Here is a 12,573-nt window from a genome sequence, read left to right as displayed (position 1 = left end):
CTCACGGCAAGCGCGATGCCGAAGTCCGCCACCAGCGGTTGCCCATCGGCCAGCAGAATGTTCTCCGGCTTGAGATCGCGATGAATGACACCACGGCGATGCGCATAGTCGAGCGCCTGCGCAATGGCGACCGACAGTCGTACGGCTTCCTCCACCGGCAACTGCTTCTCGCGCTCGAGCCGGGCCCGCAACGTTTCGCCATCCACGAACGGCATCACGTAGAACAGCAGTCCCCCGGCTTCACCGCTCTCGAACAGCGGCAGCAGATTGGGGTGCTGCAGATTGGCCGTGACGCGGATCTCGGAGTTGAAGCGTTCCACGCCGAGTACGGCGCCGAGTTCCGGCTTGAGCACCTTGATGGCCACGTCGCGCTCGTGCTTGAGATCGCGCGCCAGGTACACCGTGGCCATGCCGCCCTCGCCGAGTTCGCGCGTGAGGTGATAGCTCTGGGCCAAGGCGACGTTCAGCTGATCAAGGGCGGACATGCGGTGGGCGAGACGTGAGCGGGATTCGTGGCGTGACACAGTGCCTAATCTCCTAGCCGACGAGCCCGGCCGCTATGGGGCCGGCGCTCTGGGTTGCGTGACCTGCAGGGTCCCGGACGCTATCATCTGTTCCGCGCCGCCCACGTTCGAGACCTTTTCCGCGTCACGCCAATCGCATGAACAACCTGAGTCGTTCCTCCACGCGGTGCAGCGTCGCCTTGGCGCTTCTCGCTGCCATCGCGCCGAGCACGGGCCGTGCGCAGATCCCCAACGCCGCCGGCCGACATCGTGTCGAGATCCGAAGCACCGCCGATTCGACCATGCAGCCCTCGGTGTTCGTGATGCCGGCGGCGCCCGCGCCCTCCGCCAATGGCCGACGTCCACTCGCGGTCATGCTGCACACGTGGAGCTTCGACCTCGACCAACGCGACTCCACGGTGGAAGCCGAGGCCAACGCGCGCGGATGGCTGTTGCTGTCGCCCAATTTTCGCGGGCGCAGCGAGACCCCGTTGGCGTGCGGATCGGACGTCGCGCAGCAGGACGTCCTCGATGCCGTGGCCTGGGTTCGCGCGCACTACGCGGTGGACAGCACACGCATCTATCTGCTCGGCCGCTCCGGTGGTGGCTTCATGACGATGCTGATGGCGTCGCGGTATCCCGATCAGTGGGCCGCGGCGAGCGCGTGGGTCGGCATCAGCGATCTCACTGCCTGGAACGCCGAGCACCCGACTGACGAGTACGGGCGCATGATGGGCGGCTGCTTTGGTGGAGCGCCACGCGAGAGCGAGACGATCGCGGCGGCCTATGCGGCGCGCGCGCCACTCCGCTATTTGAGCCCGACGCTGCGCGTACCGCTCGACCTCGCGGCGGGTGTGCACGACACGGTGGTGTCACCGCGGCACACACTCAATGCGTTCCAGGCGATTGCGCCGCAAGCACTGTCAACGGTGGAGATCGAGGCGATGATGCGCGGGCAGTACGGCCAGACGACGCCCGTTGTTGACAGCATGCTTGGGCGCACGATCTACGTGCGGCGCACGGCGGGTGCCTCGCGTCTTACGTTGTTCGAGGGTGAGCATGAGTGGATCTCGCGAGCGGCGATTGCGTGGCTGGCGGCGCAGCGGCGAACGCGCTGACGTACGCATTGCTTCCCTGTTTCTCGGACCGCCTCATACTCGCGACATTCGCACTCCACCAGTTCCACACCCCATGACCCGCGTCCCCCTGCTTGCCTGTATTGTCGGATGCGTGCTCGCGCCGATCGTCGCCCATGCACAAGGCGCCAACGCCAAAGTGGCACGCGGTTCACCAACCGCTGAAAAACTGCCGGTGTACGTGATCGATCCGACATGGCCGCCGACGTTGCCCAACGATTGGATTTTGGGCGACATCCGCGGGCTCTTCGTGGACGATCGCGATCATCTGTGGATCATCCATATGCCATCGAGTCTCACCGATCAGGAGATTGGGGCGGCCCTGAAGCCGCCGATTGCCGACTGCTGCTTTCCGGCGCCGCCGGTGCTCGAGATGGACGCCGACGGCCAGGTGGTGCGGTCGTGGGGCGGTCCCGGCGCTGGCTATACGTGGTTCAGTCAGGAGCACGGTATCTACATCGATCACAATGGCTTCGTGTGGATGGGCACCAGCAACGGCATGCACGTGATGAAGTTCACGCAGGATGGCAAGCATGTGCTGACCATCGGTGAGCCGGGGGTGAACAAGGGCAGCAACGACTCGACGCACCTGGGCGGGCCCGCGAACTTTTACGTCGAGCCGAAAACCAATGAGCTCTTCATCGCCGACGGTTACATCAACAAACGCGTGATCGTGTTGGACGCCACCACCGGTGCGTACCAGCGGCACTGGGGCGCCTACGGCAAACGCCCTGTCGATACCGAAAAGTATGCGTACCCGGTGAACACGGCCACGCCGCCACAGCAGTACTCGACGCTGCACGGCCTCGTCGGCACCAAAGATGGACTGGTGTACGTGTCGGACCGTCGCGGCAATCGCATTCAGGTGTTCAAGCAGAACGGCGAGTACCTGATGGAGAAGTTCGTGCGCCCCGAAACCGGCGGAGCGGGCAGTGGCTTCAGCCTGCAGCTCTCGCGCGACGCGGAGCAAAGTCTGCTGTACTTGATCGACGGCACGAACGAGCGCGTCTGGATCCTGCGGCGGAAGGATCTGGTCATTCTCGACCGCTTCGGACGCCCCGGTCGTCAGTCGGGCGAGTTTATCCGCGCGCACATGATCGCCATCGACTCGCAGAACCGTATGTACACGGGCGAGGCCGGCAATGGCCGACGCATACAGCGGTGGATTCTCAAGGGGACGCGACCGCTATCGTCGGTGACGCCGCCGCGGTGATACCGCATGAACTCCTCAGCGAAGGCGGGCGTGTCGCGGGCTGAACTTCAGGGGTCAGACTGTCAGCGCGTTCAGAACTCAGAGTTCTGACTGGGTATAGTGTTCAGACACGAGCAACGATAGTGCACAGTTCCGAGCTATTTGGCACTCACCGAGAGGCGCGAGATCACGCCCCATCAAACCGCTCGAAACCGTGCACTATTATTGCTGAATTCCGCCACTATAAAAAGTCCGATCCCTGATGCGGGCGACTGACGTCTGACATCTGACCTCGGAGCCGTCACCTCGGCGGCGACTGCGCCACTCTCTCCACCAACCGCATCACGTCGCCGACGCGCGGATGCTGTCCACACCACAGTATCCGCTCGCCACCGACGTCGTGCATCGCGTTGCCGCCATCGCCCACCGCCAGCGCCTTCGCGACCACCAGCACCAGCGGCGTGTCTCCCGCCGCGCGTACCTTGGCGACCTTGGCGGTCAGATACTCCGGCGTCCAGAAGCCTACGAGTTCCACCGCCGCTTCACGGCCATCGCTATGCCGTAGCGTGAAGTCGGGGAGGAACACCGTGCCGCCGCTCGAGAGTGGGGAGCGTTCGCGCGACAGGTGCCATCCGTGCTCCTTGGCCCACGATGACGCACGGAAGTCGCGCACGAAGCGCCGCTCCCACGCCGAATCGTATCGCTCGCGGCGCGGCTCGACGCCTACCGGTGCACCGGTGGCGAGTGCGCGCGCACGGCCGCGTAACTGCACACGGCACGGTTGTCCGTCGCGCAGCACCTCGGCGTTCACGCGCCAGCCGGGTGAACGGGCCAGCACGGGGAGCACGCGCGCAAAGCGCACACCGTAGCGCGCCGGACGCACCAAGAAAGCGGCCGCGGGGCCGGTGAGCACCAAGCGATAGCGCGCGCCCTCGCGCACCAGTTCGTGCATCAGCCCCGCCGCCTTGACGGCACGAAAGACATCGCGCCAGCCACCGCGCGTCTGCAGTTCGACCCGCGTGGCATCACGCAGCACACCACGGGCCAGTTCGAGGTTGTAGCGTGCCAACAGCGCTCGGCCGTCGCCGTCGGGCACGCGACGCAATCGCCGCGCACCAGGACGATCGTCGTACAACGTGCGCTGCAGGGAGTCGGCGGTGACGCCGAGCGACGCGGCGGCGCTGGCAAAGGGTAACAGTGCGTCGCCCGGAATGGGCGGCCATATCGCACCACGCGTCATGAATACCTCGCGACGCGCGGCCTCGAGCTGCTGTGCCCCATCCGGCGCGTCGAAGTCGCACCATTCGATCAAGGCGCGCGAGATGCCGGCCAAGCGCGATGCGTCACGCACGCGACGCTCCTGACGACGCAGTGCTTCGACCACGGTCTCCAGTGAGCGTCCCTCCAGGCGGCGCACGAGTCGCAACAAGCGGTCGAGGAACGGTGTCACACGTCCGTCGGGATCCGCCAGATAGCGGATGCGCAGCACACCGCCAACAACGCGAACGAACGGGTCGACCTGCGCACGGGTCAGCATATGCTTTTCAGCATGCGTGACTCAGCATGCGTGCCTCAGCATACACACGTCAGCATATGTTCGAGCGGGAGTGCGTCACAGTCCGAAGCCCAATTGCGAGTCGGCCACCTTACGTACTGCGGCACCGCGCTTCTGGGACGCGAAGAACTCCCATGTGCCGGCCGCGACCAGTTCGAACAGCGATGCAACCTGATCGCCCTGACGACGTAGCAGCCGACCAAGGCGTTGCGTGTGCTGCCGCGCGCCGCCGCGGGTGGAATCGCCGAGGACGATACCGAGCTTGGCGTTGGGCACATCCCAGCCCTCGTCCAGCACCTTTACCGACGCCACCGCGCGCAACGTGCCCTCGCGCATGGCGCCCAGAATGGCGTGACGTTCCGACGCCGGTGTGGACGCCGCGATGAGCGGAATGGCCAGTCGACGCGACACTTCCATCGCGACATCGGTCCCGCCGCAGAAGAGCACCGCCTGTTCACCAGGAAACATGCGCAAGACGCGCGCGGTTTCTTCGAACTTCGCTTCAGCCATGCGCACCACGCGTTCGCGCTCCCGAAAGGCGCGCATGGCACGACGTGCCGCCGGGGAACGGCGTGCGCTGGCGGCGAACAGTTTCCAGGCGATGTCAGGTGAGTCTGCCTGCGTGCGCCACTGCGACTGCTCGGCGTACGTCTCGAACCGCTCCGATTCGGCGTCGTATCGTGCACGTTCGGAGAGCGAGAGATCGACGTAACGACGTTCGATGGCAAACCGCGCCAGTTCGGCGTCGGTCATTTCGCCGATACTTCGGCGATACACCACCGGCCCGAGCGCGCGCACCATCCAGCTATCCTGGCCGTCGGGATACGTGGCGGTGAGGCCTAATCGATGCAGTGCCGGCGCGATGATGAGTGCGTCCAGCCGGGTGCGTGCCTCGCCAGTGGCGCGGTCGGCCAAGTGATGCACCTCGTCACAGATCAGCAGCGTGAACCGCGAGCCGTGACGCTCGAGCAGCGTGAAGGCGGAGTGATACGTGGTAACGGTGAGCGCCCGCACTTCCTTTTCGTCACCGTAGAATGCGCCGACATGCTCGGCGCCGAACGCATCGGCGAGCTGCGTGAACCACTGGGACACGAGCGCGCGCGTAGGGACGATGATGCAGGCGTTGGTGCCAGTGCGCTGAATCGCCAGCAAGGCAACCAAGGTCTTTCCGGCGCCGGTGGGCAGCACCACGGTGCCGCGCTGCCCGGCGGCCATCCAGCGTGTTACGGCTTCCTGCTGCGCTTCACGGGGCGTGCGCGGATCAAGCAACGGGGCCTCGAACACATTGGACGCCGACGTCGCTTCGGGAATCTCACGCGCGAGTGCCCAGTCGCGAAGGTCGGGGTAGCGCGCGCCAGCGGCGACCAGCGCGTCGAGCCGCGGATCGTGTCGCAGCCACTCGGGCGCGCCGGCGGCGGGGACGCCGCGTAGGATGGCGAGGCCGGCGCGGAAGGCAATGGACGGAGGGGCGACGGGGGGTGGCAAGCTGCGTGTGGCGCGAAAGGACGGCAGGGGGACGGAAACGCTCGCACTATCGAACGTGGTACAGCGTACTGGCATCCCGGTTCAGCACGAATGTACCACGCGCAGAGGTGAAGAACCGGGTGTGGGCTCGCCGCTCGACCAGGTCCACGGTATGCGATCCCGATCACTCCTCGCCTTCTCGTCCTCCTGTTGCTGCTCGCCGTTCGCTCGCTGCGCAGCCCGGCTGTTTTGTGATCGTGGGCGGTGCGCTCCGCAGCGCGGCGCAAAGCCGACGGGTTCCGGGCCACGCGCTAGACGGCACTGGCGTCCAGAACGTCGCCGCGGGGCTCGGCATGACAGGGCTCCGGATCGATGTGGAGCGGGCTGTCGGTGAGGTGCGTGTGCCGCGATCGCAGTCGCGACACGAAAGCTGGCGCCGGCCGCACGCGACGACGCGACGATCCGGTGGACGAGTTACGGCATCCCGCCCGTGAAATCGAACCACTGAGGAGGACTCGGCTACGGCTTCGCGTACCTTCAGTCCCGACAGCGGCAATCGCGAGAGCGATCTGTTCCATCGCGCGCGGCTTCCGGCTGCAGCGCAACGCGCCTACACGACACGCCACAGCGCGACGAGCAATCGTTTCGACGCGGGCTAGGTGGCTGGCTACAATCGCTATCTCAAAGCTCACGCGAGCGATCTCTCACGTCATGCAAGGGCGCCGCTGGGCAATGGCCGCGGCCGCGCCGCGGCCAACAAGGAAGACCGACGGCACCGATGCGTGGTACGCCTTCGCCACCGACTCCGATGCCCCCGAGGGTATCGGTAGCAACGCGGTGGCGATGGGCAAAGCGGTCACGGCGTCGGGGCGTGGTCTGGTGCTTGATCACCCGCACTATCCGTGGCAAGGGTCGTCGCGCCGGCGCCGTGACCGGGGACCGCAGCGCGCGCCTACGCGGTGCGCGACGTGAACCCGGCCAACGATCACGCGGCGGCCATCTACAGACGCGCTCGCTCGCGCGCGCAAGGCGGTCGAAGTGGACGCGGCGATCATCGTGCTCAATGGTGCCGACACGCAGCGCGAGTGGACCGTCGACCCGGCGGAGGCCGTACCCGGTGCCATGCCGCGCCAGGCCATGCCGCGCCAGGCCATGCCGCGCCAGGCCTTGCCGCGCCTCACGCGTGATGACCGTTGTCCACTTCGAACGACAGCTACTGGTTGGCGAATCCTGCGGTACCACACGAAGGGTTCTGGCCGATCATCGGCGTCGAGCGCACAGCGCTCAGCGCTCAACCCCCTTCGCACGCGCGCGGGGCTCACGTTCATCGCCGAAGCGACCGCGGCCGGCCGGAAAGTGACGCCCGGATCCTCTCCGTCGATGCTGTCCACTCAGCGCCACGTCGGTGCAGAACTGTTACTCGACGACGTGCTCACACGGTGCGCCGCACCGCTCGCGCCGGTGCCGATGCAAACCGCGAGCGTGGACATCACGCCGTCGTGCAGCGCGTTGCGTGGATGGAATCGTACGGAGACGACCGACGGTCGCGGCGCACAAGTGTGGCGCGAGTTCTGGCGCGTGCGTGTACCGAATCTGTTACGGTCCCGTTCAACGTGAATGATCCGGTGCGCACACCGCGCGGCATTGCGGTGCGATAGGCGTAACGGGGAGCGCGTGCCCGTTCGCCGCGGCGATGGCCTTACGGGCATGTGGAGCGTGATCATCACCGAACTCAAGCCGGGCGGATACTCGCCGATCCTGGCCGGCAGCAGTTACATCCGGATCATTGGCTGGAACTCTGACGGCACGGTGGACCCGCGTGGTATCCGCACGTACTCGCCGCATGAAGATCCGAAGGCGGAGCACGGCGGCGATCTCACGTGCCTATACGCGACGGGCGAGATGGTGAGGCTGCCCGTTAGCGTGGAGGCGATCGCGGCGGACCAGCAGCTCGTGGTGGTGCGGGTGCGAAAGGAGCCGGCACCCGCACCACCCATCAGGGCGTGATCTTCGCCCGCTGCTGGAGCTTCTTCATGTACTGCTGGAAGCAGAGCTTGTGGATGTCCAAGCGTGATGTTGCTCGTCATGTTCAGCGGCGTCCCGGTCGTGATGAGCCGCGTGCCTTCCTTGCCCACCTCGAGTGAACTCACCTTGTCGGCGATGCCGAGGAACTCGGCGGCGTTGGCGGTCACCGACTTGAGCGCCGTATCGGCGCAACGACGTCGCGGCGATGGTCAGACTGGTTGCCGACGCCAAGTCGGTGGCACTGGCGTCGATCGGCACCGGGCCGGCGAGCGCGCGTTTGCGAACCTCCTTCTGGTACGCTATCGACTGCTCAGACCGGGCGCGTCGTGTCGGCGCGAACCGCGCGACGGGGGGCATCACCCTGAGCACGGCGAGAACACGCGCCTTGCGCGTCACGCGGACACGGGTGATCTCCCGATGCACGTCAACTTTTTCACCTCGCTTCGTTTGGTAGCTCGCTACGGCAGAAGCCGGGGTAGCGTGCCCGACGAGAAGCGTTTGACCGTGGGTACGCCAGGTGCGCCATCTCCCCGTGGTGTACGTGCCCGTCGGGGCCCATTCCCGGCGCCAGTCGACCTCGGCGCGCCTGTACCCTCGTTGATCTGTTGCGTCAGAACGCACGCATGGTGCAACGCCGGTTCGTGGGTCCGCAACCAATCGGGACTGCACACGATCTTTCCGACATGTCACGGTTTCTGACCTCGCTGCTGGCCTTGCTCCTGCGCGGTGCCCCCGCCCGTGGCCCAGCACGACGCACTGGTCGCACCCGACGCTTCATGGCGCGCGCGCTGGACGGGGATGCGGCACAAGCCATTGAAGTCGAGGATCGCCCCCGAGCGCTGGCCCGCCGACCGCGCGGCACTTGGAGCGGTGAAGTCGTGATGAGCACGGGCCACGAGCGAGTGACCATCTCCGGAGTGTGGGCGCTCGAATGGCAGCCGGCACCATGCACCGAGCAGACCGAGACAATCAACGCGGCAATCATTGACGCGGTCACTCTCGCCATCTGCGCTGTACCAGCGCTTACAACTCAGGCGGCGTGGGCGGCGCATATGACACGACTCGTCACGCTGCGCCAACCCGGTGCACGGTTGCGTGTGGGTCGGGCCAAGGCAAACGGGTGGAGCACGCTCGAAGTGCGGGCACCCACCCGTCCGGAAACCATTGTGGAGTTCGATCATGATGCGCTGCAGCAATTACTCGGTGGCGCCGAGGTCCGCGTCGAATTGGGTGCCTTCGGGTAAGCGGCGCCCTTATGCGGTTTGCCTGGTGCCGGCTCTGGCGGCTACGAAGTAGAACGCCGTCGCCACGGCGAGCGTGACCATCAACACCGTCCATTCGGCTTTCGTGATGCTGGTGAGTAGCCACGCAATGAGCCCGATGGTCACGAAGGGTACAATCGGACCACCCGGCACCGAAAACGGCACCGCGCCTTCCTGACAGATGCCACGCTTCCGCAGCATGAACGTGGCCGCCGCGCACCCCGCATACAGCAGCAGCGCCGCCAGATTGGAAATGACGGCGAGCTGCTCGAAGGAATTGAATACCGCCAGCGAAGCCACCAGCACCGTCTGCACTACAATGGCCACGTGCGGTGTACGGTACAGCGGATGAACCGAGCCAACCACCTTCGGCAGCAGACCATCCTCGGCGAAGCGGAACAAGGCCCTCGGTACGGCCAGCGTCATACCGCTTACGTAGCCGAACATCGAGATGCTTGCGCCAATGAGCAACATCAGGCGCCCGGGTGTGCCGAGAAACGACTCGGCGGCAAACGCCAGCGGAGCCGCCGTACTTGTGGCCAGCGAATCGCCGAGCAGGCCGGCTGCCACGAGGTGCACGGCGAGATACAGCAAAGTCACGCCGATCATCGCAATCGCCAGGGCACGTGGCACCGTACGCGCTGGATCACGGACTTCACCACTGGGCACCAGCGCCGTCTCTACGCCACTGAAGGCAAAGACCAGTATGATGGCCGCTCGGGCCAGACTGGAAGGGCTCGGTATCGCGGTAATCGCGAGATTCTCCGGCTGAATGTAGAACACCCCAATGGCGACGAACGCGATAAGCGGCAGCAGCTTGGCAATGGACGCCACCACGATCACCTTCGTGCCCTGTTCAACACCCCGGATGTTCACCAGCGCCAGCACGATGAACATGGTGACGATGACCGGCACGCGCAGCGAGGGCATGTTGAACAGCGCCCCCAACCCTTCGGCAAACGCCGACGAGACACCGGCCACCGCCGTGGTGCCCAGCATCCAGAGGAGTACGCCGGCCAAAAATCCCACGTAACGACCGAACACGGCTTCGACGTACGCGTACGGTCCGCCGGTCAGCGTGATGCGACTGCCGGCTTCGGCAAAGCAGAGCACCACGAATCCCATCACCACCGCGCAGATGAGATAGACGAACGGTGCCGCTGGACCGGCTGCCGCGGCGGCGCCGGCAGGGAGACGGAAAATGCCGCCACCGACGGTGACGTTGAAAATGCTGGCCGCGAGGGCCCAAACGCCAACCGCGCGGACCAGTTCTGGTCCGCGCAGCGACGTGGCGGTCGTGGATGTCACGTCTTACGCCTTGGAAAGCAACGGAATGAGCAACAGCGCCACGATGTTGATGATCTTGATGAGCGGATTGATTGCCGGGCCCGCCGTGTCCTTGTACGGATCGCCCACCGTATCACCGGTCACCGCCGCCTTGTGGGCTTCGCTGCCTTTCCCGCCATGGTGGCCTTCTTCGATGTACTTCTTGGCGTTGTCCCATGCACCGCCACCGGTGCACATCGAGATGGCCACAAAGAGCCCCGTCACGATCGTGCCCATGAGCAGGCCGCCCAGCGCCGCACCACCCAGCACCAGTCCCACGATCACCGGGATCACGAGCGGCATGAGCGAGGGGAGCATCATTTCGCGGATGGCCGCCTTGGTCAGCAGGTCGACCGCGCGATCGTACTGCGGCTTCTGCGTCCCCTTCATGATGCCCGGCAGTTCGCGGAACTGACGACGCACCTCCTCCACCACAGCGCCGGCGGCACGACCCACCGCCTGCATGGCGGCCGCCGCGAAGAGGTACGGAATCATGCCGCCAATGAGCAGACCGATCACGACCTTGGGATCGTCGAGGGAGAAGTTGACGGCCGCCCCAAGATGCTCACCGAGTTTGCTGCTGTAGTCGGCAAAGAGCACCAGCGCCGCGAGACCGGCCGAGCCAATGGCGTAGCCCTTCGTCACGGCCTTCGTGGTATTTCCCACCGCGTCGAGCGCGTCGGTGATCTGGCGAATCTCCGGGCCCAGATGGCTCATCTCGGCAATGCCCCCGGCATTGTCGGTAATGGGGCCGTAGGCATCGAGTGCCACGATCACGCCGGCCATCGAGAGCATGGAGGTGGCCGCGACGGCAATGCCGTACAGGCCGGCAATGTCGAAGCAGAAGTAAATGGCCGCCGCCACCACCAGCACCGGCGCGGCCGTCGACTTCATCGACACGGCGAGACCGGCAATCACGTTCGTGCCGTGCCCGGTTTCAGAGGCCTTCGCGATTTGACGAACCGGACTGTACTCGGTGGCCGTGTAGTACTCGGTGATCACGACCAGCGCGGCCGTGAGGCCAAGGCCAATCAGGGCGCAGATGAAAAGCTTGGTGCCCAACTCACCTGGGAACATCTGCTGCGTGACGAAGAAGAACGCGATGGCCGCCAGGCCACCGGCCACCATCAATCCGCGGTACAGCGCGTTCATGATCTTGCCACCCGGCTTCACGCTCACGAAGAACGTTCCGATGATCGAGGCCGGAATGGAAACGGCCCCGAGCACCAGCGGATACATGACACCGGTGTTGCCATACGTGGAGTAGCCCAGCCCGGCCACCAGCATCGCGGCAATAACGGTCACGGCGTACGTCTCGAAGAGGTCGGCGGCCATGCCGGCACAGTCACCCACGTTGTCGCCCACGTTATCGGCGATCACGGCAGGGTTTCGCGGATCGTCTTCGGGAATGCCGACTTCCACCTTGCCCACCAGGTCCGCGCCAACGTCAGCACCCTTGGTGAAGATGCCGCCGCCAAGTCGCGCAAAGATCGAGATCAGCGAGGCCCCGAAGGCCAGACCAACCATCGGTTCCAACGCCGCTTTCACGGCGTCCTCCCCAGTGTGGTCGCCAATCACCACCATGTAGAAACCGGCCACGCCAAGCAGACCCAGGCCAACCACCAGCATACCGGTGATGGCGCCGCCCTTGAAGGAAATGTTGAGCGCGGCGTTGAGCCCGCTTGTGGCTGCCTGCGCCGTGCGCGAATTGGCGCGCACTGAGACGAACATGCCGATAAACCCGGCCACGCCGGAGAGTACCGCACCGATGGCGAAGCCGATGGCGGTCAACCAACTGCCAAGCCCGGCGCCGACCGCCACAAAGAGCACCGCGCCAACCACGGCGATGGTGGCGTATTGACGCTTCAGGTAGGCGTTGGCGCCTTCCTGGATTGCGCCCGCGATCTGCTGCATGCGCTCATTGCCGGCCGGCTGGGCAATGATCCAGCGGGCCGTCACGATGCCATACACGACGGCGATCGCGGCGCAGCCAAGCGCGAGGATGGGGGCGTACTGCTCGAGCACGTAGGGGTGGGTAAGAGGGGTGGAGTGGGCCCCGAATACTTGGGGGTTGGGGAATCTCTGGCGGAAGGTCACCGCCTGAGGCTGA

11 protein-coding genes are annotated in these 12,573 nt (G+C 65.5%); 6 read left to right on the top strand and 5 right to left on the bottom strand.

Annotated elements, in window-relative coordinates; genetic code table 11:
• A partial coding sequence (locus tag ACLL97_RS13430; RefSeq protein WP_411280983.1) for a serine/threonine-protein kinase occupies nucleotides 1-485 on the bottom strand: 485 nt, incomplete at its 3' end.
• 218 nt (nucleotides 486-703) lie between these two features.
• On the opposite strand from ACLL97_RS13430, the gene ACLL97_RS13425 reads away from it, so the two are divergent.
• Nucleotides 704-1,621 (top strand): alpha/beta hydrolase family protein, encoded by a 918-nt coding sequence (locus ACLL97_RS13425; protein WP_411280982.1) that lies wholly within the window; start codon nucleotides 704-706, stop codon nucleotides 1,619-1,621.
• Nucleotides 1,622-1,694: 73 nt separating this feature from the next.
• Complete coding sequence (locus ACLL97_RS13420) at nucleotides 1,695-2,852, top strand: hypothetical protein (protein ID WP_411280981.1); 1,158 nt, start codon at nucleotides 1,695-1,697, stop codon at nucleotides 2,850-2,852.
• 280 nt (nucleotides 2,853-3,132) lie between these two features.
• Here ACLL97_RS13420 and ACLL97_RS13415 read toward each other — a convergent pair whose 3' ends face one another.
• Both ACLL97_RS13415 and ACLL97_RS13410 read right to left on the bottom strand, forming a co-directional pair.
• Nucleotides 3,133-4,368 carry a DUF790 family protein gene (locus ACLL97_RS13415; protein WP_411280980.1) on the bottom strand — a complete coding sequence of 412 codons (1,236 nt, stop codon included), beginning with the start codon at nucleotides 4,366-4,368 and terminating at the stop codon, nucleotides 3,133-3,135.
• Nucleotides 4,369-4,443: 75 nt separating this feature from the next.
• Nucleotides 4,444-5,871 (bottom strand): DEAD/DEAH box helicase, encoded by a 1,428-nt coding sequence (locus tag ACLL97_RS13410; RefSeq protein ID WP_411280979.1) that lies wholly within the window; start codon nucleotides 5,869-5,871, stop codon nucleotides 4,444-4,446.
• Between the two features lie 351 nt (nucleotides 5,872-6,222).
• Between ACLL97_RS13410 and ACLL97_RS13405 the strand changes: the two genes are divergently transcribed.
• From ACLL97_RS13405 to ACLL97_RS13390, 4 genes are all read left to right on the top strand, one after another.
• Complete coding sequence (locus ACLL97_RS13405; RefSeq protein WP_411280978.1) at nucleotides 6,223-6,822, top strand: penicillin acylase family protein; 600 nt, start codon at nucleotides 6,223-6,225, stop codon at nucleotides 6,820-6,822.
• A gap of 66 nt (nucleotides 6,823-6,888) precedes the next feature.
• On the top strand, nucleotides 6,889-7,467 hold the full coding sequence (locus ACLL97_RS13400) for a penicillin acylase family protein (protein WP_411280977.1): 579 nt from the start codon (nucleotides 6,889-6,891) through the stop codon (nucleotides 7,465-7,467).
• Between the two features lie 57 nt (nucleotides 7,468-7,524).
• Nucleotides 7,525-7,857, top strand: a complete 333-nt coding sequence (locus ACLL97_RS13395; protein WP_411280976.1) for a hypothetical protein — start codon at nucleotides 7,525-7,527, stop codon at nucleotides 7,855-7,857.
• A gap of 701 nt (nucleotides 7,858-8,558) precedes the next feature.
• Nucleotides 8,559-9,119: a hypothetical protein gene (locus ACLL97_RS13390; protein WP_411280975.1), complete on the top strand. Its 561-nt coding sequence runs from the start codon at nucleotides 8,559-8,561 to the stop codon at nucleotides 9,117-9,119.
• A gap of 9 nt (nucleotides 9,120-9,128) precedes the next feature.
• Here ACLL97_RS13390 and ACLL97_RS13385 read toward each other — a convergent pair whose 3' ends face one another.
• Together ACLL97_RS13385 and ACLL97_RS13380 are read right to left on the bottom strand one after the other, a co-directional pair.
• Nucleotides 9,129-10,445 carry an APC family permease gene (locus ACLL97_RS13385; RefSeq protein WP_411280974.1) on the bottom strand — a complete coding sequence of 439 codons (1,317 nt, stop codon included), beginning with the start codon at nucleotides 10,443-10,445 and terminating at the stop codon, nucleotides 9,129-9,131.
• A gap of 3 nt (nucleotides 10,446-10,448) precedes the next feature.
• Nucleotides 10,449-12,488 carry a sodium-translocating pyrophosphatase gene (locus tag ACLL97_RS13380; RefSeq protein WP_411280973.1) on the bottom strand — a complete coding sequence of 680 codons (2,040 nt, stop codon included), beginning with the start codon at nucleotides 12,486-12,488 and terminating at the stop codon, nucleotides 10,449-10,451.
• Between the last annotated feature and the right edge of the window lie 85 nt (nucleotides 12,489-12,573).

Origin of the sequence: Gemmatimonas sp., assembly GCF_046594945.1 — a bacterium.
Lineage (GTDB): Bacteria > Gemmatimonadota > Gemmatimonadetes > Gemmatimonadales > Gemmatimonadaceae > Gemmatimonas.
The sequence above is the reverse complement of the archived record's forward strand: the minus strand, read 5'-3'. Positions and strand labels throughout refer to the sequence as shown.